A 23,699-nucleotide genomic window follows, 5' to 3' on the forward strand; every position below is an offset into this window, starting at 1 on the left:
AACGTTAAGATGTATCGCGCCAGTTTTCCAATTACTGGATGCTGGCGCTCGATCGGTCGTATAATAAAAGTTAACCATCAGTAGACTGCTGATCGTTAACCTCAAAATGCGGGTATAGTTCAGTGGTAGAACGTCACCTTCCCAAGGTGAATGTCGTCGGTTCGAGTCCGATTACCCGCTTTTCTAGACAGTTGTACAGTGACTAATTAATTGTCATTAGTGACAGATTACTGTCGTTGTGACTAATTGTGTGTCGTTGTGACAAATTAATGTCGCTAAAGTAGCAGTGACAAATTAGTGTCGTCTTGATGCATAAAAACACCTGAACAAAAAAATGCCAGATTGGGAAGCTGACGTTCCTTTCAATCCACTCTAGCACTTGTAAGTTTTGTTAAGTATAGTTGTTAAAACCATGAGTAGGAAGAGGAATGGTTGCATTAAAAATTATCAACCCACTCCTAGGTGGGATGGTCGTTGAAACTTCTGGCTGCTGCTGCCAACCCGCAACTGTACCATCCTTTCAGCCCACCCCTAGGTGTGATGGTCGTTGAAACGCCTCGACTGCGAACGTGCGGATTACGACGACTCCTTTCAAACCACCCCTAGTTGGGATGGTCGTTGAAACTCTAATCGATAAACGTATCTAAGCGAAATTGCCGTCTTTCAAACCACCCCTAGTTGGGATGGTCGTTGAAACAATTAAACGGTGGGAAGTGGGTATTTGATGGTACTTTCAAACCACCCTTAGTTGGGATGGTCGTTGAAACTTGAATTGGAAAAGCTATCAAGTTTATAGAAATCTCTTTCAAACCACCCCTAGTTAGGATGGTCTTTGAAACTAAGGCTAGCCCGTCAAGTAAAAATGCTTTGCTAGCCTTTCAAACCACCCCTAGTTGGGATGGTCTTTGAAACTTAAGTAGAGAAACTGTTTTGAATCTAAGATAACTTTCAAACCACCCCTAGTTGGGATGGTCGTTGAAACATTTTCTGATTCGGCTTATGAGCCAAAGTCAGGTAGCCTTTCAAACCACCCCTAGTGTACAGTGACTCATTAAATGTCATCGTTGATAGATGAATGTCGCTTTGACAATTAGGGATGTCGTTAAGGCTAAATCATCCAATTTGCCGAAATGATTTGCAGTGGCTTGGGCAGTTGAGGCAGTGGCAGGCATTTTTACAAGGCGACTTGGAATATCGAAAAAAACCTCAATTGGGATTCAAGTTTTCTGACGCCGTTGGCTGAAATTGGAATTTCTATGTAAGGCTTGGCAACTTGCGACAGAGAACTTAGCCCGAAAAGTGAGAGTAGAGGCTAGCGATCGCGCACAATAACAAAGCTTCTGTCCACTCTACAACTGCTCCGTAAGTATCGCCCGTATGTCCGCCTAGCTGGCGGTGAAACCAGGCTCCGGTTAAAAGCGAGATCGCGCATCCTGCGGCGGCTGTTCCCACCGCTGCGGGCCACCGAGTCGGCGATAGGACGATCTGTAATCCCATCAGGGCAAATAGCACTAGCAATCCCAGTAGGATGTCTTGAGGCGTCCGGATGGATTCTTTATGGAAGGCACCTTTACCCTCCGCTTTGAGGTAAGGATAGCAAGCGATCGCTACCACTTGTCCCCACCTTCCCCATCCTGCCGATACCATTAGTGCCAGCCACCGATAAGATTCTAAGTCACTCAAAGCAGATGTTTTTAATAGCAGCAGCGCGATCGCTGCCATCGCCCCAAACGCACCCGTGACGCTATCTGCCATCACCTTTAGACGCCGCTGCCGTTCGCGTAGCTTGTCCGAAGAAAAATCCTGCACTGCCAGTCCATCTGCTGTATCCATAGCCCCATCCAGATGCAGACCCCCGGTGAGGGCAATCCAAGCAACAACGACCATTGCAGAGCGAGTCAGCATTGGGACACCCAGCAGTTGAAAACAAGTATCCAGAAGAGCGAGTAACCCTCCAATAAATAAACCCACCAAAGGTGCCCAACGCGCAATGCCGCGAAATTCTAATGTCCATCCAGATGGAATCGGAATACAGGTGTAAAACGCGATCGCACCCAGAAATCCTTTCCAAAATGAGAAAATTTGCACCACAAACAAACTTAATGACTTTTCGATAACAAATTCAGCAGATTAGCGTATGAACAGGGGAGAAATGTTGGGCTAAGATTGTCTCGTAGCAGTTCCGATTGCCATAGGCGTATGCCGTTAGGCTCCTCGCGCTTTGCTGAGTGTTCGCGTTCGCCATAACCGTCGAATGCGTATGCCGTAAGGATTCGGATTCTTGCCCAAAGCGCGTATACCATTAGGTTATGAAAGCTACCTACTTCCCTAAGTAGTGTATATCGCATTATTCTGTTGCATCTACGCAGCGACCAGGCAAGATCGGGCTTGTTTGAACCAGAGGCTGTTCCCATGACTTATGACCAATCTCCGCCCCACTTACCGGCTCCATGTATTATTGACAGCGGCATTATTGTTAATAAACAAGATATGCGACGACTGTTGACCGATCTAGGTCGCGTTCGCTACATCCACACCCTCGATGGCAAAGTTCAGAGCGAGGGCGAAGGATGCGTACTGGACGTATTTGCTGAACCACAGCGGTCTACGATGATTGCTAACCAGGCAATCTATCTTAACGTCCATAGTTTTGATTATCTGCAACTGCACCAGTCGAGCGAACAGGAATCTTATTTTGACTTGATTCAAGATCATCGTCAGTTACGTTTGATACCACTTTCTAGCCCACTCCAAGAGCAAAGCACGCCGATCATTAACGCCGCTGCTTTAGAGGCAATGGTGACACAAGTTCTGTCTGCTAAGTGGGATGTCCAACTTGACGACGACGATTGCTTATTCTAAGTAATCTTTAGTTAGGAAGTCGTTAGTCATCAGTCATTAGTCAATAAAAATCGACTAATCATCTAAAAACTAAAGACTAAAGACTATTGTTAGTAGGACTCGCAGCTAAAGTAAGTGGGATTTTCGTTTCAATGTCAGGCGCGTTGTCGCCATACGCAGGCACGAGCCGGGACTTTTTTGACACCACATGGCTTAGTAGAAACACCTAAGTTTATGCCGGTAGGGACGCTGGCGACTGTCAAATCTGTGACAATCGATCAGCTGGAGGCAACGGGTGCCCAAATGGTTTTGGCGAATACCTTTCACCTCCACTTGCAACCTGGAGAAGCAATTGTGGCGGGTGCAGGTGGGCTGCACCGCTTTATGGGCTGGAAGAAGCCGATGCTGACAGATTCTGGCGGCTTCCAGGTGTTTAGCTTGAGCGAGTTGCGGAAAATTACTGAAGAGGGTGTAACTTTTCGCTCTCCCCGCGATGGGCGGATGATTCATCTAACGCCGGAGCGGTCAATCCAAATTCAGAACGAACTGGGAGCAGATGTCATTATGGCATTTGATGAGTGTCCGCCTTATCCAGCGGAGCGCTCAGAAGTCATGGCGGCAACAGAGCGGACTTATCGGTGGCTGGAACGATGTATAAATGCTAACCAACGTCCGAATGAGCAAGCTTTGTTTGGGATTGTTCAAGGTGGCGTTTACCTGGATTTGCGAGTTGCGGCTGCTGAGTCATTAGCGGAGTTAAATTTGCCAGGATACGCGATTGGCGGCGTCAGCGTGGGAGAACCGGCGGAACTGATTCACCAGATTGTGCGGGCGACTGCGCCAGTGTTACCCGCCGAAAAGCCTCGTTACCTGATGGGTGTCGGCACTTATCGAGAAATGGCACAAGCGATCGCTGCGGGTATCGATTTATTTGACTGTGTGATACCCACTCGCTGGGCGCGTCACGGTACTGTGATGGTACAGGGAGAACGCTGGAATTTGAAAAACGCTCAGTACAGAGAAGATTTCAGTTCCCTGGATGCGAGTTGTCCTTGCTACACCTGCCAGAACTTCAGTCGCGCTTACTTGTGTCATTTAGTGCGAACGCGAGAAATCCTCGGTTACACCTTACTCTCAATTCACAACATTACTGAATTGATTCGGTTTACCCAACGAATCCGGGAAGCAATTTTAGGCGATCGCTTTGTCACGGAATTTGGTCACTGGCTAGACACTCCAACAGAATAATTAAAAATTAAGAAACTTTAAGCATGAGCGTAAGCGTCTTTCTGATCGAGTTGGCTTTTTTAGAGATAGCGATCGCAATTTTGGGGAATTTTAGCGGTCGAGGATCGTCAAGAGCGATCGCCACCGTTTAGTAAAAGTAAATTTTCCATGTAGGCTGAAATCGCGTCCAGCTAACAGCCGAGTCATGTTAAGATACTTGTCAATTCTTAAAACTGTGTTGGAAAGGTGGATTTTAAATATGGAAGCAGCACTGCTGTTGGCAAAACTGCCGGAAGCTTACTCCTTCTTTGACCCCCTGGTAGACGTTCTCCCGATCATCCCCGTGTTCTTCTTGTTGTTGGCTTTCGTTTGGCAAGCATCTGTGGGTTTCCGCTAAACCTGAACTGCAAAAAAATTGAAAGGGCACCCACATGGGTGCCCTTTTATGATTCAGGGTAGGCACAAGGCCGCTTCCTAAAACTTGTTTAACCCTGCGATCCCATTGCTTTCTGAAAGGCAGGACGTTCCGAGAGTCGCTGGATATAGGTAACAACTGCTGGATATTCGTTCAGGTCGAGCTTCAGCATCATGGGTATATAAGCCAGAATCGACCCTACCGCTACATCGACGACCGTTAGTTCCTCGCCTAATAAAAATGGTTGCCCTGCCAAAATTTCATTCAGCGGTGTCAGCAACTTAGGCATCTCGCGTTCCCGACTCGCTTCCACAAAAATCCCTGGTCCCAAAGTAGCATTGCCAAATATTACCCATTGGGTGATTTGTGCTTGTTCCTCCAGAGTGGCTGGCATCTTGCCGTACTTTTGGGCGAGATACATCAGAATCGCCCCTGACTCCCAAAGTTTAAAATCCCCATCAACAATTGCCGGGACTTTTCCCATCGGGTTAATTGCCAGAAACTCTGGTTGGCGATGAGCGCCTGCCTGCATATCCAGCAGAACGAATTCGTAAGGGACGCCCAACTCTTCGAGATACCATTTGACAATTGATGCCCGACTACGGGCACCGCCATACAGTTTCAACATCACAGATATCTTAAAGGACTTTATGGGTGTGAGAGTGTTGTTTCACGTTGTCTTCTTTGCGGACAACGCGCTGAGCATTCAGCACTCGCTTGCGTTCGACGGAATAGTTAAAGTCATTGCGGCTAGTGCCCAGAGGAATATGGGATTTGGCTTCTGGTTTGTTCTTATAGGTGCGAACAGATGCGATCGCCCGAAAAGTGAACTCATCGCTAAATTGCGCCTCTTCTGGAAAATCTGCTGGCTTGTAGAGGTTATCGCCGACGATCACTGCACCCATTGTGGTCGCAACAGCCATCTTGTAGGAGGTCGGAATCCCTTTGAGAAGGGCTTCCAGGGCAGCTGAGGGAATGGGTTCAATAATATTGACTTCTTGGACTTCGCCATCTTCCTTGAAGAAACAAGTGGCTAAGCCAAGTAGCAGGTAGTCATCTTCGCTGAGATCGGGAGCATTGGGATAAGAAGTTGCAGTTGTCATAAGACCGTTTTAAGGAACGATTGCCAAACACCGACGGGAGCGCGTAAGTATCGCTTGCATTCTACCAGCATCCATTCAGTTGGGGCAGTGGGGAGAGGTGTAGTGGGGAGCATCGCTTCAATTTTCCCTGCTCTTTTGCACCTTTGCATGGTTGTAAGATTTTCACCCCTCGCATCCCCCGCTCAAAATCCATAATTTTTTTCTATGCCAATCCTGCAAGCTTCACAGTCGTCAGTTCTCCTAAACGGGTAAATACGAGATTTAGGGAGTCTCTACAGATAGTTTCAGTAATGCTCTGGATTGGGGCTGTAGATTTCCTAAAGGACATCCAAACCGAACTAAAGGTATAGGAGATCGCTCCAGTGCTGGAAGACGCTTTAAGCAGTGACACAGAACACCCCGGCAATGAATAGGAAGCCGCTAAAGTAGATTCCAGAGAAGTCCAAGGTACCCTTGAGGATGATTATGAACGCTCGCGCAATCAATTTTCAAGACCAGGCAAAACACCAAAACGGTTCGCCGGTTTCATTGACCACCGGCACAGTTCCAAGGCGTTTTAATCTAGTCACCTCGGTATCTGGAGGACATCAGAACCAATCCCTGCGCTCCCTACGAGCTTTAGCAAAGGAAAAAGCTCAGCATGGCGATCGCAACGGCGCGATCGCTATCCTGACGACTCTCATCGAACTGAACCCCAGCAGTGCCACTGACTATAACAACCGGGGGTTGATTTATTTCCAGAACGGTCAAAAGGAGCAAGCGATCGCCGACTATAACACGGCGTTGGAACTCGATCCCCACTTGGACAGTGTTTACAACAATCGCGCCAACTACTACGCTTCTTTAGGACAGTTGGCAGAAGCGATCGCGGACTACGAGATGACCCTGGATCTCAACCCTGGCAACGTTCGGGCTTGGATCAACCAAGGGATCACCTTTCGGGATCTGGGACTTTACGACTTGGCGTTAGAGAATTTTGACCTAGTGCTGAGATTAGGTCAGCTACAAGGGAATATCTACGCAGAGCGGGGTCGTACCCATCATCTGCACGGCGACTGGAACTGCGCGATCGCTGATTATCAAAACGCTTTGGCTGTGCTTGCTCCTTTTGGTTCTGCCGGACGCTTGCGCTTGCAAGTCGAAAATTGGATGAACCAACTGCTGAACCCTATCAGCGCTTGAGGAACCATTTAAAATTCAAAAAAATCCAAAATATTTTGAATTTTTACTCATCAGTCGTATTATTATCCAGCCACACAACTGGACGCTGAGAAGGGTCAACTCGATGGCTTTGTTCCTGCATCACGCTTTTGGCTTGCTGGGGATCGAAGTAGCGGCTGAAGTTATTACTTAAACGATTGACTCGTTTTTCTGTGCGCTTTACTTCTTGTCGGATTTCTCCTAGCTTTGCTTGCTGGGACAGGTGATAAGGCAAAAGTTGCACGAGAGCGGCGATCGCTGCCGATGAAAGCACTACATTTACTGCTAATTTAGCTGTCGTTTCGATTGCGATCGCTCGGTTAGGATGGCGTCGTGGTTGTCGCCGCGTCCGAGGAACTATCCGGCTGTTTGGTGCCGGTTGCTGATGAGGTTGTGAGGGTTCAATAGCATTCATGGTGTCAGGATACCACTCTGGACGCAAGCGCCACTATGTCTGTCGATAGATGTCAAAGGCTTTAAGGGAGGTACCCCTGCCTAGAGTTGCTGCAAGTGAATTAAGAAGCTAGGGATTGGATGCTAAGGACTAGAAACCAGGGGAAGAGGGAGCGGGAGAAGGGGAGCCGATGTGTACTAAAGCCCTGTCATTCCCTCACTCTCTCTTGCCATCAGCGGCTAGTCCCTAGCAAGGGGTGACATCTACTTGTACAGTTCCGTTGATAGCCGGAATGCCATGATGCCAGCAAACAGCGCCACAACTAAAGCAATATACACTTGGGTATCGGATATCGACATCGTTTACCAACTCCTTATTTCAGGTTTATAGTTCAACAATTTCGGCTAAATTATGCCCAATATAAACATCTTGTAACAAGATGCAACACAGCCGCGTAAAAATTCTAGCTCCATTGTTTGGCTTGCTTAATGGAATTTTCGACTAATTTTTCCCGACAAAGGTTAAGCTTAATTAAGACAGCAATCATTTTGGCACAATTTAGCCAGTTAATTTTTGCTTTTAGTTTGATAGTTCCAGTTTGAAGCTTGCGTGAATGCTAGACCAAATCCTGAACTCTCCGCTCAATCCGGGACTTGAAGCTCCCCTTGTACTGCTTGTTCTAGTTGTATTAGAGGCAGTGCTGTCAGCGGATAACGCGATCGCCCTAGCAGCTATTGCCCAAGGCTTAGAAGACAGCACGCTCCAGCGTCGCGCCCTCAACTTTGGATTAGCAGTTGCCTACATCCTCCGAATCACTTTGATTCTGACAGCAACCTGGGTAATTCAGTTCTGGCAGTTTGAGTTATTAGGGGCACTCTATCTGCTTTGGCTGGTGTTTCAGTATTTTACTTCTGATGAAGGGGAAGCTCAGGAACATCATGGGCCGCGATTTGCTTCTCTATGGCATGCAATTCCGATAATCGCCGTCACCGATTTAGCTTTTTCCCTCGATAGCGTCACTACAGCGATCGCAATTTCTAAAGATACCTGGCTGGTTCTCACCGGAGGTACGATTGGAGTGATTACGCTGCGGTTTATGGCTGGATTATTCATCCGTTGGCTTGATGAATTTGTCCATCTTCAGGATGCTGGCTATATCACCGTTGCCCTTGTAGGATTGCGATTGCTCTGCAAAGCAATTCAACCAGATTTGGTGCCGCCAGAGTGGTTAACCATTGCCTGTATTGGGGTGATATTTGCTTGGGGATTCTCTCAGCGCGTCCCCGCTGAGCAAACCGCAGAGATTCAGCAGAAGGAAGAGCAAAAGCGTTAGGCAAAATAAAAGCATTGGGAATGGCTAATCGCCAACAGCGGATTATTTAAGAACCGTGTTTAAGAGCCGTTCGCGATTAGCCATTGGCTACTTACTCGTAGATCCAGGAAGTCAAGCTCGGCTTCCAGCTCACCAGTTCTTCATCTTTAAACCACAGAGCAATCTCGCGTTGTGCGGTTTCGATAGCGTCGGAACCGTGGATGAGGTTGCGACCAATACTGACTCCATAATCGCCGCGAATTGTACCCGGTTCAGCAGTTAGGGGGTTAGTCGCACCAATCATTTTTCTAGCGGCTGCGACCACTCCATCGGCTTCCCATACCGTCGCGACTACTGGGCCAGAGGTGATAAACTCGACCAGACCCGCAAAAAACGGTCTTTCTCGGTGTACGTCATAGTGCTGCTCTGCCAGTTCCCGGCTCACACTCATCAACTTTAAGCCAACCAGAGTAAAACCTTTGGCTTCAAAGCGCCGGATGACCTCACCCGCGAGGTTGCGCTGTACACCATCAGGCTTGACCATGACAAATGTCCGTTCCAAGTTTATCTCCTTTAGATTTTACAAACTGATACAAAACACAGATTAGACTAGAAGGCTTTTTAACGCAAAGGGCGCAAAGGTTTATGCAAAAGGATACGAAGATCAACTTTAAGTAAATTCCCACCGCGTTGACACTGCCAAATTGAGCATCTCACCCAAATCCCCCTTGGCGTTCCTTTGCGGTTTCCTTCGCCTACCTTTGCGTTAAAAGTTTAAATGAATTGCTGCCGATCTACCCGTTATGACGTTCTAAGGCTAATTGAATCAGTTGATCGACTAATTCTGGGAAAGCAACACCCGTCGCCCCCCAAAGTTGGGGATACATACTCGTTGCCGTGAAACCAGGCATGGTATTAATTTCATTAATCAATACTTCGCCAGTGGCTTCAACGTAGAAAAAGTCCACCCGCCCCAAACCAGCCCCATCAACTGCGGCAAACGCTTGAAGAGCCATTTCTTGGATTTGAGTGGCAACGGCATCTGGCACTCTCGCTGGGATCGCTAAATCCGCGCGTCCCTCGGTGTACTTCGTTTCGTAGTCGTAAAAATCACTGTCAAAGGTAATTTCTCCAACGACAGAAGCTTTGGGATTGTCATTCCCCAAAACGGCACATTCTAACTCCCGCGCCACCACGCCTGCTTCCACAATTAAGCGACGGTCGTAGCTGGCAGCGTTATCGAGGGCGGTTTCTAACTCAGCACGCGATCGCACTTTGGAAATTCCCACCGATGAACCTAAATTCGCGGGTTTCACAAAACAGGGATAACCGAGTGTCGCTTCAATTTGTTCGCAAAGCTTGGGGAAAACACAGGGATTCGACCACACTTGCGAGCGATTAACGGTGATGTATTTCACTTGAGGCAATCCTGCATTGGCGAATGCCATTTTCATGGCAATTTTGTCCATTCCCATCGCAGAACCTAAAACCCCAGTCCCGACAAAAGGCACTTGCATTAATTTAAGCATTCCCTGAATGGTGCCATCTTCCCCATTCGGGCCGTGGAGGATAGGAAACCAGACATCTACCTCAGCAGCTTGGGGGGGAGATTGCCAACGATTGAGGTCTGGCGATGGGATCGTAAGTTCGGTATTCGGTGATGCGTTTTCGTTACTGGGTAATTGTTGCGGAGAATTTTCTGAGGCCAGTTGGGATTCCGGGGGTCTTCCAGATGCTAAAACTTGTTGAGCCACTTCCCCGGCTTGCCAACGTCCATCTTTGTGGATGTAGAAAGGCAGGAGTTCGTACTTAGCGCTGTTTTGGTCGGCACTCAAAGCTTGCGCGATCGCCCGTGCCGAACTTAGGGAAACTTCATGTTCTCCCGAACAGCCCCCAAACAGCAATCCCACCCGCATTTTATTCATTTCGGATATTCCTGACACTGCACACCGCCGATAGTTTACTACAGCATAGAGGCGTGAGACGAACTCCGATACGGAAACTCCCTCAACCCTCTTTGTTATGATGCCAGTGTTATTTGCCTCGCTCAGGAGCGGACAACGAGTTTCCAGGGACGTTGGACAGTCATCGCTTCTTCCGGCTCCAGCACGGCAATCCGCCATCCTCTGCCCCAAGGTCGCGCCAGGACGACCCGATCGGGATTTGCTGCTTTGACCTTTTGAGCCGCCGTAGTGGTCAACTCGCTCAGTGCGATTTTTTCCACGGCTAGAGGTGCGCGAGCGACTGGCGTCAGGTCTGGGGGAGCCTGAATGGTGGGTGTTGCCGTGGGGACTGGGGTTGTGGCGGTGGAAGCCTGGATGCTTGGTTTAGCGGTGGGGAGGGGTGCCGTGGCGGTGCCAGTCTGAATCGCCTGAACCGGGGGTTTTTTACCCTTGAGCTGAAGCGGTTCCTGTTTAGGAAGAATCAGTTGACGAGTGCTAACACCGAGTAAGTAAGTAAAGCGGCAAGTCAACCAAGCAATGCTTCCCGTAGCAATTGCCGTCCAATACACCAATATCAGCGCGTTGTATAAAGTGTAAGCAATGCGAGGGGGAAGATAAACCGCTTCTTGCAAGTCTCGCCGGAGGAGTGGGAGGCGGGAGCTTACTTCAAGTTTCCACAAGGTGATAAATGTTTTCATAGCAGATGCTAGCACCGCGAAATCCTCCGATCCACCTAAAAATCTTATACCGGCACTGGCTGATGCACTTCCAATGGTTCCCCGGTCAAACTAAACGCGCGAACTTCGGTGATTTTGACTTTCACCACTTGACCTTTGAGTTCGGCAATGTTGCCGGTAAAGAAGGTGAGACGGTTGCCCCGCGTACGTCCCATCACCTGGGTGGGATCTTTGGTATTTTGATCTTCTACCAAGACTTCTTCGATGCGACCGAAGTAACGCTGGGACGCTTGAGCCGCTTTAATTGAAACTAAATGATTGAGACGTTGAAGGCGATCGCTTTTTACCTGTTCGCTCAGCTGATTCTCCCACAGGGCTGCTGGCGTTCCCGGACGCGGAGAATAAGCAGCCGTATTTAACAGGTCAAAACCAATATCTTCCACCAGCCGCAGCGTATTCTCAAACTGTTCCTCGGTTTCTCCAGGGAACCCGACAATCGCATCCGCACTAATCGAGGCATCTGGCATATACCGGCGAATCGTGTCAATGATGCGGCGATATTTCTCGTGGGTATAACCCCGTGCCATTGCCTTCAGAATGTCGTTATCTCCCGATTGGAAGGGAATGTGGAAATGTTCGCACACGTTGGGCAATTCAGCACAAGCTCGAATTAACCGTTCGGTGAAATAGCGAGGATGGCTGGTGGCAAAACGAATCCGCTCAATTCCCGGCACATCATGAACGTAATAAAGCAAGTCTGTCAGTGTATTCTGGTGTCGCCCTTCTGCCGTGATTCCGGGCAAATCCCGCCCGTAGGCGTCGATATTTTGCCCCAATAGGGTGATTTCCTTATATCCTTGACGCGCTATTTCCTCCATTTCGGCGCGAATCGCTTCTGGAGTCCGCGATTGCTCGACGCCGCGAACGCTGGGAACCACGCAGTACGTACAGCGTTCATTGCAGCCGTAAATTACATTCACCCAAGCTGTCACTTTACTGTCGCGGCGCGGCTTGGTGATGTCTTCAATGATATGAACTGCCTCAGTCGCCACCACCTGATTGCCGTTGAAAACTTGTTCCAGCAAATCTTGGAGGCGATTGGCGTGTTGAGGTCCCATGACTAAGTCTAATTCTGGCACCCGCCGCAACAGTGCTTCCCCTTCCTGCTGAGCGACGCAACCCGCAACTACCAGTGTCAAATCTGGTTGCTCGTGCTTGCGTTTCGCCTGTCTGCCTAGGTAGGAATAAACTTTTTGCTCGGCGTTATCCCGAATGGTGCAGGTGTTGTAGAGGATCAGGTTTGCATTTTCAGGTTCTTCTGACCATTCAAAGCCCATATTTTCCAGAATGCCAGCCATACGCTCTGAGTCGGCTTTGTTCATCTGGCAGCCAAAGGTGGTGATGTGATACCGGCGGGGAGAAGTGGTCATGGACGGCTACAACAAATCAATGAAAATAATCGGAACTGTATATCTATAGTACCTATCTGGAGAATACAGCTATCGCGTCTTTACATCTAAAACTGCCAGAACTGCCCGTAAGCGTTGCCAAAGTTCGAGAGCGATCGCTCTTACGGTAACCAAGCACCCACGCTCCAAGCACCTATAACCCAAGCAGCGGTGAGTCAGCGTTCTTGAATCTTCAGGCAAGCCTATATTTTCTGACGCTTGTAAAAAATTGCGGGAACAAAGTAGGACGTTTATTCTACGAATTCCGCAATAAATTACAGCATCATAAACTCAATTATTCAGATTGTTTTGCAATTTTATCCTGATTATGCATCAGAGAGTCCGAATCAGGCAATAGAAGCTCTGACGAGACATCTACTATGCGCCTTTACAGCTCCCTCTTCTTATCAAGCCTATTAGTTACTGGCTTCGCGGTGAATTTACCAAACCTTCGGGATCGCTCGGAAAATTTGCACCAAGCAGATTCAACCCAAAAACACTTATTTACTCATGATTCAAGGCAGGACAGTGCCCATCGCGGTAGCGGACGAAGAGGAAGAGGAAATTCTGAAGCCGCTTTGAGGGGGTTGTTTCATCTTGATTTGACATAGAAGCGCAACCCAGCTTCCCCTAGTTCTACAGGTCGGTTTTTCTATTTTCTGTGAGGATTAAAACAGTCAACATCAGCCAAATAATCGCCAAATTTTAAAAGCCCGTTTTCTTGAATAAAGCGGGCTTTTTATATTATCTTTTTGAATTCGTCTACTTTTCCTTAGTTTAGAAAAATTAGCTAATTACTTAGCAAAAAAATTGTAGATGTAACCCTGAAAATCAGCGAAGCGGGCGATCGCGCTCTGGGTTGATGAAAAAATCGCCAGATGATAAAAAAAGGCGAGATTTCGCGCCTTAAGAGTCTGTAGAGGCACTCTGGCTTGCGCCCCTACAGAGGACTTCAAAGAGACTTCAAAACAACGTTGATAGGCTCCTAAGCTGGTTTCCAGGTGCCGTGGAAGTTAGGGGGGATGACACTGGGTAATCCCAAACGACACGCAGGTTGCTCCGAAAGGCGATCGCTATTCAGAATCCAGACTTCGCTAGTGTCGGTGTTGCCGTCATACACCACCGTTAACACCCAACCCTGTTCGGGATTCAGGGCATCAGGGGCATAGATGGGTTCTGAGGGATAGCGATTCTCACCCAAATTAGCTTCCTCTAGGGTGTCAGTTTTGGAGTCAAAACGAGCGATCGCGCCAAATTGTTCTTGGCTAATCTCTACACCTTGCCGATGTACCGATAGATAGGTTTGGGGCGAAGCTTGACCAACCAGATGCTGTGGCACAACCGGGAACTCACAGTGCCGATCTAAGACTTCTTTGATGCTTGTTACCTGACTCCTTGCCGGGTTGAGATGGATTTGCCACAGCGTACTCTTGGCAGGAGTCCGGGTTTCACCCGTCGCGACTTCCTTGAGATACTGATTGGTCTGAAAGTCTTCGTAGCGGACAACATCCACAATCACCGATCCGCTGGCATCCACATAGCCATTCGCAAAGTGCCACTGATACCAGGGTTCAGTTTCGCCACGACTCACCAACGACAGGGTTTCACGGTCAAAAACCAAAAACTGAGTACCGAGGTTTGGTTGCCACTCCAGCGCATCGCTATAGCTGGTTATGCCTGTTAGCAACGGCAGCACGTTCACTCGCACTGGCGGCACGAAAAAGACTAAATACTGCCCAGCAAGGACAAAATCATGCACCATTGGGATGCCATCTAGTTGAACTGCCGCCTTTTGCAGAATCTTGCCTGTGGAGTCACTTTTATAAATATTCAGCGTTGCATTCCGTCCGGGTGAAATCCCAAAGTTAAAAATTTCCCCAGTCTGGGCGTCGCGCTTGGGATGAGCGGAATAATGTAATCCGTCACTCAGTCCCGATAAATTATCTAATCCCCAAGTTTCCAGAGTTTGCAGGTCGAGGGCGTGGGGTTTGCCGCCTTCCCACAGTGCCAGCAGTTTATCCGGCAAAGCGAGTACCGAGGTATTGGCGGCATTTTTAATCGGTTTGAACCATTGATTCCAGATGGGGCCTGGTGCGGTCATGCCATAGTTGCCATAGAGCAATTGATTCGCTTTGGCTTCCTCTTGGTATCCCTCTGATTGAACGTAGCGATAGACACCAGAGGCACCAGCATCGCTGAAATGCACCCCTAGAATCGCACCATCCCCATCAAACCAGTGTCCCACCCGGATGCCGCCACGTTCTAAGCGGGCTGGGCCGTTGCGGTAGAGGGTGCCGCGCAAACCTTCCGGTATGTTGCCGGAAAGGAGTGGGAGGGGAGTCAGGGGAAATTCTTGTGCAGGTTGGGCGATCGCATTTGCCCAAGCTTTACGGGTTGACGGTTTCGTGGCTGTGGTCATAGTTCAGAAATAGAACGCAACAGAATGGGGATAAAATTAAGTAATGTTAAGCAAGGTCTTTCTTGAGTGTGAACGATCTTGCGGGCGTGCTGTTATCTTTCGGAAGTGCGATCGCAAAACGCCGACGTGTCGGTTCGCATCCTATGATTTACAGGGAAGGGATCGCCATCGCTAGAGCAAAAATTGGCTTTATATGAAGAAACTGATTAGAGGGCTGCGTGAGTTTCAAAGCAACTACTTCAGCGAACACCAGGAATTGTTTGAGCAACTCGCTCACGGTCAGAAACCGAGGGTACTGTTCATCACCTGCTCTGATTCTCGCATCGATCCGAATTTGATTACTCAAGCGGCTGTCGGCGAACTGTTTGTCATCCGTAATGCTGGCAACCTGATTCCGCCATTTGGAGCAACCAATGGCGGCGAAGGCGCAAGCGTTGAATACGCCGTTCACGCTTTAGATATTCAGCAAATTGTTGTCTGCGGTCACTCTCACTGCGGTGCAATGAAGGGACTGTTAAAATTGAGCAGTTTGGCGGCAGAAATGCCGTTGGTTCACGACTGGTTAAAGCACGCAGAAGCGACCCGTCGGCTGATTAAAGAGAACTACACAGAGCTTTCTGGTGAAGAACTTCTGGAAGCCACGATTGCTGAGAACGTGCTAACGCAAATCGAAAATCTGCGGACTTATCCAGCAATCCGCGCTAAACTTCACCGAGGCAAACTATCTCTCCACGCCTGGATTTATCACATTGAAACGGGAGATGTTTGGGGATACGATCCGATTCGTCAGGAGTACCTGCCACTCTACAGTCAACTTTCCACCAATCAGGATGAATCTGTAGAGCCTAAACCTGAGCGAATTGCCTCAATGCTGTTATCTCCGGAGCAAGCAGAACGAATTTACAGGGGTTCTGCCGCGCGATAAAAGTGCGGGTTATCAAGCATTTCTCTGCTGGTATCTGCAATTTCAATTATTAGGAGCCAGCAGTATCCTTTCTTCTATTTCTTCCCATGTTTTGGGCGACACCCGCACCGCTGCTTGTTTGCACTGCAATACCAGGTAATTAGCATAGAGATAATTGTTGTATGCCTTTATTTCTTCTTTAGTTAAATAGACCATTTCTGAGGTGAGATTGAAAGCATTGAGCAAGGTTTGCAGGAGACGATTGTTAAATTCCTGCCGCGCTAACCCTGATTGTTCATAGTCAGGAATTTTTGCTTTGAGTGCTTGCAGTCGGGCAATCAGCACAGTAAAATTTACATTCTTAAAGATTTTTAGTTTTTCAATTTCACCAGTGTTTCTGATAGCAATGGTGATGGCGTCGGCGTCAGGGAAGGCGATGGCGATGGCGATGGCGTTAGTGTCGGTGTCGGCGTAGGCGTAGGCGATGGCATTAGCGACGCTGACAGCGTTGGAGAAGGTGCCGATGTTGACATTGGCGATGACGTTGGCGATGGCGTTGGCGATGGTGTTGGCGATCGCCCTTTTACCCACGGGTTTAATATTACTTTCAGATCCCGCCGTTGCTTGTTCTGCCCAATTAAGTAAAGCTTGTAACTTGGATGTTCGGAATCGAAATGGAAATTTACGGGGGTTGATATACTTTTTAGCTTCTTTTTCCATCAGCAACAGCAATTCATCTGCACCACCACGCATTAACCCAGCTATCAGCAAAAAGACCTCTTGCCATCGTTGATCTGTGAGGTGTTCGGTAACTAGCTTCTCGATTTGCCGATGATCGTCAATATACTGAGCAGTTAAATATTCCTGTAACGTCAAATGAGAGAAAGAAAATATATCCTCCGCTCGCTCTACTAAGATACCTTGTTGAATAGCAATCGCATTCAGAACCGCTTCGCCGTCTAGATGTTGAGGCGCATTCAAATTACTCGCCAAAAAGGTTTTGATTTGCTCAACAACCTCTCGCTGCGAGAAAAATAATCGATCTGCCTCGAAACCTTTGTAGGCAATCTCAGATAGAAGTATCTCTTCTAGCTCTGTATGCAGTCCTTGATAAATTTCATCTCGCAAAATTCGCTTTTCTGATGCCCATTCCTCTAATAATATCCGCAACGCTTTGCGATACAGAACGCTACGATTATCAGGAAAACTTTGGGAACGGTCATATACCAGACAGAGAAACGTCAGCAATAACGGCGTATGGGCTAACTCTTTAGCCGCTTTATGTTCTGGTTTTTGCAATATTTCCCAGCATTTCTGCGCTGTTTCCGCCTGTTTATCTGCCTCTGACTGAAACCAGTTACCTATAAACTGCTCAATCTGGGTATCGTCAAAATCTGCCATTGCCACATCGCTAAACCGACGGAACCCACTGCGATAGGCAGCAGTGCGACAGGAGGCAATGAAGCGATTTTTATCATGTTGGTCAACAAAGTCCTGGATTTGACCAATTGCCTCATTCAAATTCTTTGTCGGCACTTCATCTAAACCATCCAGCAAAATTAGCAACTTGCCGTTTTTTAATAATTCTTTGGTGGATTCTTCAGGTGAAGGGAAACCACAAGTGCGAAACTCATCACTGATGGCTTTCTCAATATTGATGTCACCATCGCTAAATCTTTTTAGTTCGATGAAAACGGGGATACAGGAGTGCTTAAATTCTCCCTTGTTGCTCTTGAGTGCTTCCAGTCCCATGCGCCGCAAAAATGTGGATTTTCCCGCTCCTGGGCCACCCAGTACCATTAGATACTGCTTTTCTTTAGCAACCTTCATTCCGTCTTGCTTTGGACAGTCTTTATTCTGATAACTGCGCCTTTGTGCTTCGCGGAAAGCTGTTTCTAAGCTATCAATTGTTTCAAACTGCCGAATATTCCTATCATCTAAAAACTGAACCCCTGTATAGACTGACTCTAAAGCTATAGGCTCTCGCATTTCCAAAACTTTTACTTTTAGAATGCCATGACGCTTAGTATAATTTTTGAGATATTGGTGCGATGCGTCATAAATTAGCTGCTGAGTTTTCTCATTTAGACTTCCGCCTACCCGGCTTAAAGCTTTACCTCCACCGTCCCAAACCGTTTTAATCACAACACCAGCTAGACCTTTGATTGCTGCATCTGCAACTACGGGTTCATATCCTGTCATAGGGGTAGGGATGAGTTGGTTTTAGTTATTTCTACAAGTTAGCCGTTGCTTTTTCCAGACGGCTAATTTTAATTCAATAGGTTTTGATGTGGCACCTTTGATCGAGTCTAGCCCGTTTAAAAAAGCACCATTCTTAAGCGGGCGGTTGAAACCGCAGCTACACAAACAAAACCTGCCTACGCAGGTTTCAAAACCCGGAATTTTCCTCACTCCGCGTTAGCGTAGCGTGCGCGTTAGCGCATAGGCGGACTTGGTTTGTATAGCCGCGAATTCCATTCGCCAGGGCTGGTCGCTTCTTAGGAAGGATGGAGCAAAAACCTACCGACTTGCTGCTTCAGCCGTTTCCTGTTTTTGGGCAGATCCCTGAGTTCCTAGCTGAATAAGCTCAATCTTGTAGCCATTCGGATCTTCCACAAAGGCAATCACCGTCGAACCGTGCTTCATTGGCCCCGGTTCCCGCGACACCTTGCCGCCACGCGCCTTGATTTCGTTACAGGTGGCGTAAATATCATCAACGCCAAGAGCTATATGACCGTAGGCATCTCCCAGGTTATACTGCTCTACGCCCCAGTTGTAAGTTAATTCCACAACTGTATGGTCAGATTCGTCACCGTAACCCACAAATGCCAGCGTGAACTTCCCATCTGGATAATCTTTGCGGCGCAGTAACTTCATGCCTAGCACGTCGCAGTAAAATTTCAAAGACTCTTCTAGGTTGCCGACTCGCAACATCGTATGTAGCATTCGCATCGTTTTGATCCCGAATTCCTTTTTAATATGACGTTTGAGTGTCCGCTCAGGACGTATTCTATTTCAATCCCCGATCGGGATCTTTACACAACAACCCACGCCACCATAGAAACCATATTACATTCAGCCACGCTAGGTGTTTTCGACAAGGGATGACCACCGCTATAACCAGCTGGCTAAAAAGCCTATCTAAGGTTTGCTGATGTGTGAGACACTTGCAATTTTGCTACTGAAGGGTGAAACGGAATGATTAACACGCCAGATACTGCCATCGACGCCATTGTGGCTCGTGAAATTCTCGACTCGCGGGGGCGTCCCACAGTGGAAGCCGAAGTCTATCTGATCAACGGTGTGATGGGATTGGCTCAAGTTCCCAGCGGCGCTTCTACAGGGACTTTTGAAGCCCACGAACTGCGGGATGAGGATGCCAGCCGCTACGGTGGCAAAGGCGTCCTCCAAGCCGTCCAGAATGTCGAGGAGAAAATTGCTCCTGAGTTGTTGGAGATGGATGCGCTCGATCAGGTTTTGGTTGACCGCACGATGATTGAGCTGGATGGCTCGGAAAATAAATCGAATTTGGGAGCAAATGCCATCCTCGCCGTCTCCCTGGCAACTGCAAAAGCGGGTGCAGCGGCTCTGGAATTACCGCTCTATCGCTATCTTGGGAGTCCCTTATCGAATGTGCTGCCGGTGCCGTTGATGAACGTGATCAACGGCGGTGCCCACGCGGATAATAACGTGGATTTCCAAGAATTTATGATTGTGCCAGTCGGGGCGTCTTCATTTAAAGAAGCGCTGCGTTGGGGTGCCGAGGTGTTTGCGGCTCTCAGCAAAGTTTTAAAGGACAAAAACTTGCTGACTGGCGTTGGCGATGAAGGCGGTTTTGCTCCTAATTTAGAGTCCAATCAAGCAGCTTTAGAACTATTAGTGGCGGCGATTGAAAAGGCTGGCTATAAACCCGGAGAGGACGTGGCCCTGGCGCTAGATGTTGCCGCCAGTGAGTTCTATAAAGAAGGGCAGTATGTCTACGATGGCTCATCCCATTCCCCGGCTGACTTTATTGAGTATCTGGGTAAGTTGGTGGGACAGTATCCGATTGTCTCAATTGAGGACGGACTGCACGAAGAAGACTGGGAAAACTGGAAACTATTAACCGAGAAAATGGGCGATCGCGTTCAACTCATCGGCGACGATCTCTTTGTCACCAACCCCATCCGTCTGCAAAAAGGCATTGAGCAAGCCGCAGCGAACTCGATCCTGATTAAACTCAATCAAATTGGTTCTCTTACGGAAACCCTGGAAACGATTGAACTGGCTACCCGCAACGGATTCCGGTCGATCATCAGCCATCGCTCTGGCGAAACTGAAGACACCACGATTGCCGATTTAGCCGTAGCCACGAGAGCCGGACAAATTAAAACAGGTTCGCTTTGTCGCAGTGAACGGGTGGCAAAGTACAACCGACTGCTGCGAATTGAAGATGAATTGGGCGATCGCGCAGTTTATGCCGCTACCATTGGGCTAGGCCCCCGCTAAAGCGGATTAATTCGGGCAGTTTGTGCCAGATAATCGGGTGGCTCGTTCAGGAATTCAGTCAATTTGTCTGTTGTCTATAAAAGGATTGACCGACTTTTGCACAACTCAACATGAAACTAAAAATCCTGGCGATCGCCACCCTATTTGCTCCCCTGTCTGTGTCAGCAGCCGTCCGAGCCGAAGCAGTTAGACCATTACTTCAAATCCAACCCTGTAATAACTGTCAGCTCATCGGCGCTGCTGAAACGACGCCAGACGCTCAAGAGGATTGGCAGGAGTTTTCTTCCTCTGAAGGGGGCTTTGTGGTGTTAATGCCGGGAACCCCAGAGGAAGAGACACATACCGAGAAAGCTGAAGAAGGCGACGTTGAGCAGCATTTGTTTACAGCCGCTACGTCGGATGGTGTCTTTTTAGTCTCCTATGCTGACTTTGCCAACGAGATCGATCGGCTAGAGGCTGAAGAACTCTTGGATGCGGCGACTGAGGGTTATATAACGGATGGTGCGAAGTTAATCGCTCAGCGCCCAATTTCACTGCATGGAAGTCCCGGCAGAGAAATTAAGTATAAAGATTCGGATGGTTCTATTGGTCAATGTCGGATTTTTCTGGTGAACAAGCGGCTGTATCAAGTCAGTACGCTTGGTTCAAATACCAAGGAAGTTCAAAAGTTTTTCGGCTCATTTCAATTAGTGCCGTAATCAAAGCATTTGGAGTATTTTTTCACATAAACTCATTCACATTTTGTAGGGGCGTGTTTGTGCCATGCCCCTACACCAGGAATTAGGGGTGAATAAGTACTACGACCTGCGATCGCTCTTTGCCAGCCAATTATTTTAGATACCCGTTTTCTAGACTAGAAAACGGGTTTTTGGTATGTACCGAGCGATCCAATATTTTATTGGGCTGCGACTGAGTCGCGCGATCGCGTCAAATTTTTTCTCGTCGCAGCTAACTTCAGTAAGCCCCTCTGATTGCCAACACCAGCCCCTCATTCGACGACTCCGAAAAAACGATCCCTCAGCCATCCAACTCAACACCCAAAAATCTAAAAGGCGATCGCTACGGGTAAAAACCGAGTTGAGGTAAACCTAGGGTTTCTTCCATACCCAGCATCAAATTGAGACATTGGAGAGCTTGACCAGCTTGACCTTTGATTAAATTATCAATCGCTGACATGACAATGACCCGATCCGTGCGGGGATCAACTTCGATGCCGATATAGCAAAGATTAGTCCCGCAAGCCCATTTCGTTTGGGGGTAGATGCCGCCTGGTAATATTTTTACAAAAGGCGAAGCACGGTAGAAGGCTGAAAAGATGGTAATTAAGTCTTCTCGGACTAACCCCGGATCGCGCAAGTTGGCATAAACGGTTGCGAGAATCCCGCGCACCATTGGAATCAAGTGAGGGGTAAACTGCACCGTAACTTCGTGACCGGCGAGATCGCTACAAACTTGCTCAATTTCGGGGGTATGTCGGTGCCGTCCGCCAACACCGTAAGCTCCTAGCGTATTATCTGCCTCAGCCAGCAACAAATTGGTTTTCGCTTGCCGTCCGCCGCCGGAGGTGCCAGATTTGGCGTCGATAATCGCAGTTTCTGGTAAGACTAACCCTTGCTTGAGTAGCGGCGAGAGTGCTAGCAAACTGGCGGTGGGATAGCAACCCGCACAACCTACTAACTGGGCGTCGGCAATGCGATCGCGGTATAGTTCCGGTAAGCCGTAAACCGCCGTAGTTGCGAGTTCTCGGTCTTGACGTTCTCCCCCGTACCAAGCTTGATAGGTTTCCGGGTTGGAAAATCGGTAATCGGCGGATAAATCCAGCACTTTGCACCCCTTCGCCACTAGCGTCGGTGCCATCTGATAGGCAAGACCATTGGGCAAAGAGAGAAAAACGGCTTGACAGCGATTGGCAATGGTATCTAAATCAAGCGGTTCTATCTTTAAGTCAACGCGATGACCTAAATGGGGGTAAAGGTCGGAAAATGACTTTCCAGCGCTACTCTCGCCGCCTAGGTAAACCAGTTCGACTCCTGGATGCTCCATCAAGAGTCGTACAAGTTGCACACCACCATAGCCTGACGCGCCAACAATTCCAACAGGCACGCGCCCTAAATCACCCATGATGCTTGTTCCCTAAAAAGTTTAAATTTTAAACGCTCAGCGGTCAGCAAAGCGCAGTCAACCAAAGTCAGTACTGAGCGATCAGGATACGGCATTGCCACGTCCCTAATGGTTGCTGAATAGAATTTCTTTGTCATTGCTTATTCCTCAGTCCTGCTAAAAGCTGATGGCTGAAAGCGACTTTTGCTGCATTGTAGTATTAAAACCAAGATTTGGTGGTAGAAATATCAGCGTCATCATTTAGGGTTACAAGGTTAGCTGCGGGGAATGCAAGGTTGGCTAGAGCAACTGTTCGGGGAGTGACCGACTCTTTTGGGAATTTATCCTTATAGAAAAGCACCGCTCCAATTGATATTTTGGGCGGTGCTGCGTGGTCTAATTAGCGTTATAAATCAATATCATGACATATTGCGCTTCTCACTTGAACCTAACGCCATAACTCTCTTTTAGGCAAGGTGCGAGGGAATCCTTCTTCTTTCCCTTAAGTCCTACTTATAGCATTCATAAATGAGTTGTGAAGGCGAGATCCTCGACAAGTCTTACGAAGTTGGGGATCTGAAGGGCTGACATCACACAACTCAATTTGGATCGCTATAGCAGTCCGAGGGGATTTCTACGAGATATTTTAAACGAATCGTCTTAGCGAGCGAGCATAGCTGAGGGCGTCCGCGCTATAGAATATAGAAGATAAGAGAAACGGAGAAGAAAGAACATTTCAGTTTTTTTAGTTACTATCTATGAATCTCGATTTAGTTATTTATATAATCATTTTTTGAGCTTATATTTTAATCCCAAAACGGTAATATTTTGTATTTTAATCGAATTACTTTCATAGAGATGACCTTAAAAAAACTAATAATGTGAGATTCATTTATTCAATTTGTTTTAACAACTCGGAGGGAGATACGCTTAAAGCTTTTGCTAAACGGACGATATTAACAAGCGAAACATTTCTCTCACCCCGCTCAATACCACCGATGTAAGTGCGGTGTAACCCGGTTAATTCTGCTAATTTTTCCTGGGAAAGTTCGCGTGTCTTTCTTAATTTTCGGAGTTGTTTGCCAAATTTTTCGAGTTCGGGATTAGCCGCCATAATTGAGAAAGAAGGTTGTTTTAGATAACGATAAGTCTACAGACGATAAGTATCAATTTGAGCGATCGCCGTCGAATTCGCGCGATCGCGCCGCTGGGGGGTGCCCACAGGCTA

The 23,699-nt window shown here is 47.9% G+C and carries 23 protein-coding genes, 1 tRNA gene and 1 CRISPR repeat array; of the genes, 9 read left to right on the forward strand and 15 right to left on the reverse strand.

All coding sequences use genetic code 11. The features are described from left to right. Nucleotides 1-108: 108 nt before the first annotated feature. Nucleotides 109-180, forward strand: a tRNA-Gly gene (locus NDA06_RS06030). Nucleotides 181-444: 264 nt separating this feature from the next. Then, nucleotides 445-1,056: a CRISPR direct-repeat array (repeat unit 37 nt; unit sequence CTTTCAAACCACCCCTAGTTGGGATGGTCGTTGAAAC). Nucleotides 1,057-1,287: 231 nt separating this feature from the next. Here NDA06_RS06030 and cobS read toward each other — a convergent pair. After that, nucleotides 1,288-2,088, reverse strand: a complete 801-nt coding sequence (gene cobS / locus NDA06_RS06035) for an adenosylcobinamide-GDP ribazoletransferase (protein WP_347276983.1) — start codon at nucleotides 2,086-2,088, stop codon at nucleotides 1,288-1,290. Nucleotides 2,089-2,412: 324 nt separating this feature from the next. Between cobS and NDA06_RS06040 the strand changes: the two genes are divergently transcribed. From NDA06_RS06040 to NDA06_RS06050, 3 genes are all read left to right on the forward strand, one after another. Continuing rightward, the gene (locus NDA06_RS06040) at nucleotides 2,413-2,862 is read left to right on the forward strand and encodes a hypothetical protein (RefSeq protein ID WP_190432259.1); all 450 of its coding nucleotides are present in this window, start codon (nucleotides 2,413-2,415) and stop codon (nucleotides 2,860-2,862) included. A 114-nt stretch (nucleotides 2,863-2,976) separates the two neighbouring features. Further along, nucleotides 2,977-4,089, forward strand: coding sequence for a tRNA guanosine(34) transglycosylase Tgt (gene tgt / locus NDA06_RS06045; RefSeq protein ID WP_190432257.1), 1,113 nt, complete (start codon nucleotides 2,977-2,979; stop codon nucleotides 4,087-4,089). Nucleotides 4,090-4,327: 238 nt separating this feature from the next. Continuing rightward, nucleotides 4,328-4,465, forward strand: a complete 138-nt coding sequence (locus NDA06_RS06050) for a photosystem II reaction center protein K (protein ID WP_190413748.1) — start codon at nucleotides 4,328-4,330, stop codon at nucleotides 4,463-4,465. A gap of 88 nt (nucleotides 4,466-4,553) precedes the next feature. On the opposite strand, the gene NDA06_RS06055 is transcribed toward NDA06_RS06050, so the two are convergent. Both NDA06_RS06055 and NDA06_RS06060 read right to left on the reverse strand, forming a co-directional pair. Continuing rightward, nucleotides 4,554-5,111 (reverse strand): glutathione S-transferase family protein, encoded by a 558-nt coding sequence (locus NDA06_RS06055; RefSeq protein ID WP_190984518.1) that lies wholly within the window; start codon nucleotides 5,109-5,111, stop codon nucleotides 4,554-4,556. Between the two features lie 10 nt (nucleotides 5,112-5,121). After that, the gene (locus NDA06_RS06060; RefSeq protein ID WP_190984517.1) at nucleotides 5,122-5,586 is read right to left on the reverse strand and encodes a hypothetical protein; all 465 of its coding nucleotides are present in this window, start codon (nucleotides 5,584-5,586) and stop codon (nucleotides 5,122-5,124) included. Nucleotides 5,587-6,051: 465 nt separating this feature from the next. Here NDA06_RS06060 and NDA06_RS06065 point away from each other — a divergent pair, with 465 nt between their 5' ends. Then, nucleotides 6,052-6,768 carry a tetratricopeptide repeat protein gene (locus NDA06_RS06065; RefSeq protein ID WP_190984516.1) on the forward strand — a complete coding sequence of 239 codons (717 nt, stop codon included), beginning with the start codon at nucleotides 6,052-6,054 and terminating at the stop codon, nucleotides 6,766-6,768. 43 nt (nucleotides 6,769-6,811) lie between these two features. Here the strand turns inward: NDA06_RS06065 and NDA06_RS06070 are convergent, their stop codons facing one another. Both NDA06_RS06070 and psaM read right to left on the reverse strand, forming a co-directional pair. Then, on the reverse strand, nucleotides 6,812-7,201 hold the full coding sequence (locus NDA06_RS06070; protein WP_190413320.1) for a hypothetical protein: 390 nt from the start codon (nucleotides 7,199-7,201) through the stop codon (nucleotides 6,812-6,814). Between the two features lie 242 nt (nucleotides 7,202-7,443). Further along, the gene (psaM, locus tag NDA06_RS06075; RefSeq protein WP_190413318.1) at nucleotides 7,444-7,539 is read right to left on the reverse strand and encodes a photosystem I reaction center subunit XII; all 96 of its coding nucleotides are present in this window, start codon (nucleotides 7,537-7,539) and stop codon (nucleotides 7,444-7,446) included. A gap of 254 nt (nucleotides 7,540-7,793) precedes the next feature. Here psaM and NDA06_RS06080 point away from each other — a divergent pair, with 254 nt between their 5' ends. Beyond that, nucleotides 7,794-8,513: a TerC family protein gene (locus NDA06_RS06080; RefSeq protein ID WP_190413317.1), complete on the forward strand. Its 720-nt coding sequence runs from the start codon at nucleotides 7,794-7,796 to the stop codon at nucleotides 8,511-8,513. A 91-nt stretch (nucleotides 8,514-8,604) separates the two neighbouring features. Here the strand turns inward: NDA06_RS06080 and ndk are convergent, their stop codons facing one another. The 6 genes from ndk to NDA06_RS06110 all read right to left on the reverse strand — a co-directional run bounded on the left by ndk (nucleotide 8,605) and on the right by NDA06_RS06110 (nucleotide 14,979). Then, entirely contained in the window at nucleotides 8,605-9,054 is a 450-nt protein-coding gene (gene ndk / locus NDA06_RS06085; RefSeq protein WP_190413315.1) for a nucleoside-diphosphate kinase, read from the reverse strand. Nucleotides 9,055-9,286: 232 nt separating this feature from the next. After that, nucleotides 9,287-10,417, reverse strand: coding sequence for a D-alanine--D-alanine ligase family protein (locus tag NDA06_RS06090; protein WP_190673276.1), 1,131 nt, complete (start codon nucleotides 10,415-10,417; stop codon nucleotides 9,287-9,289). Nucleotides 10,418-10,539: 122 nt separating this feature from the next. Beyond that, nucleotides 10,540-11,148 (reverse strand): hypothetical protein, encoded by a 609-nt coding sequence (locus NDA06_RS06095; RefSeq protein ID WP_190529935.1) that lies wholly within the window; start codon nucleotides 11,146-11,148, stop codon nucleotides 10,540-10,542. A 29-nt stretch (nucleotides 11,149-11,177) separates the two neighbouring features. Further along, complete coding sequence (gene miaB / locus NDA06_RS06100; RefSeq protein WP_190984515.1) at nucleotides 11,178-12,542, reverse strand: tRNA (N6-isopentenyl adenosine(37)-C2)-methylthiotransferase MiaB; 1,365 nt, start codon at nucleotides 12,540-12,542, stop codon at nucleotides 11,178-11,180. A gap of 69 nt (nucleotides 12,543-12,611) precedes the next feature. Beyond that, entirely contained in the window at nucleotides 12,612-12,761 is a 150-nt protein-coding gene (locus NDA06_RS06105) for a hypothetical protein (protein ID WP_190984514.1), read from the reverse strand. Nucleotides 12,762-13,545: 784 nt separating this feature from the next. Further along, nucleotides 13,546-14,979, reverse strand: coding sequence for a carotenoid oxygenase family protein (locus NDA06_RS06110; protein ID WP_190984513.1), 1,434 nt, complete (start codon nucleotides 14,977-14,979; stop codon nucleotides 13,546-13,548). Between the two features lie 193 nt (nucleotides 14,980-15,172). Between NDA06_RS06110 and NDA06_RS06115 the strand changes: the two genes are divergently transcribed. After that, nucleotides 15,173-15,904 carry a carbonic anhydrase gene (locus NDA06_RS06115; protein WP_190413306.1) on the forward strand — a complete coding sequence of 244 codons (732 nt, stop codon included), beginning with the start codon at nucleotides 15,173-15,175 and terminating at the stop codon, nucleotides 15,902-15,904. A gap of 42 nt (nucleotides 15,905-15,946) precedes the next feature. Here NDA06_RS06115 and NDA06_RS06120 read toward each other — a convergent pair whose 3' ends face one another. Together NDA06_RS06120 and gloA are read right to left on the reverse strand one after the other, a co-directional pair. Then, complete coding sequence (locus tag NDA06_RS06120) at nucleotides 15,947-18,085, reverse strand: NACHT domain-containing protein (protein ID WP_190984512.1); 2,139 nt, start codon at nucleotides 18,083-18,085, stop codon at nucleotides 15,947-15,949. 318 nt (nucleotides 18,086-18,403) lie between these two features. Then, nucleotides 18,404-18,835, reverse strand: a complete 432-nt coding sequence (gene gloA, locus NDA06_RS06125; RefSeq protein ID WP_190432239.1) for a lactoylglutathione lyase — start codon at nucleotides 18,833-18,835, stop codon at nucleotides 18,404-18,406. Nucleotides 18,836-19,081: 246 nt separating this feature from the next. Here gloA and eno point away from each other — a divergent pair, with 246 nt between their 5' ends. Together eno and NDA06_RS06135 are read left to right on the forward strand one after the other, a co-directional pair. Continuing rightward, complete coding sequence (gene eno, locus NDA06_RS06130; RefSeq protein WP_190432237.1) at nucleotides 19,082-20,371, forward strand: phosphopyruvate hydratase; 1,290 nt, start codon at nucleotides 19,082-19,084, stop codon at nucleotides 20,369-20,371. A gap of 110 nt (nucleotides 20,372-20,481) precedes the next feature. Continuing rightward, the gene (locus NDA06_RS06135; protein WP_190673292.1) at nucleotides 20,482-21,069 is read left to right on the forward strand and encodes a hypothetical protein; all 588 of its coding nucleotides are present in this window, start codon (nucleotides 20,482-20,484) and stop codon (nucleotides 21,067-21,069) included. Nucleotides 21,070-21,430: 361 nt separating this feature from the next. Here the strand turns inward: NDA06_RS06135 and argC are convergent, their stop codons facing one another. Together argC and NDA06_RS06145 are read right to left on the reverse strand one after the other, a co-directional pair. Continuing rightward, nucleotides 21,431-22,492, reverse strand: coding sequence for an N-acetyl-gamma-glutamyl-phosphate reductase (gene argC, locus NDA06_RS06140; RefSeq protein WP_190413299.1), 1,062 nt, complete (start codon nucleotides 22,490-22,492; stop codon nucleotides 21,431-21,433). Between the two features lie 871 nt (nucleotides 22,493-23,363). Continuing rightward, nucleotides 23,364-23,585: a helix-turn-helix transcriptional regulator gene (locus tag NDA06_RS06145; RefSeq protein WP_190413297.1), complete on the reverse strand. Its 222-nt coding sequence runs from the start codon at nucleotides 23,583-23,585 to the stop codon at nucleotides 23,364-23,366. Nucleotides 23,586-23,699: the final 114 nt, after the last annotated feature.

Source organism: Trichocoleus sp. ST-U1 (genome assembly GCF_039961835.1).
GTDB lineage: Bacteria > Cyanobacteriota > Cyanobacteriia > Cyanobacteriales > FACHB-T130 > FACHB-T130.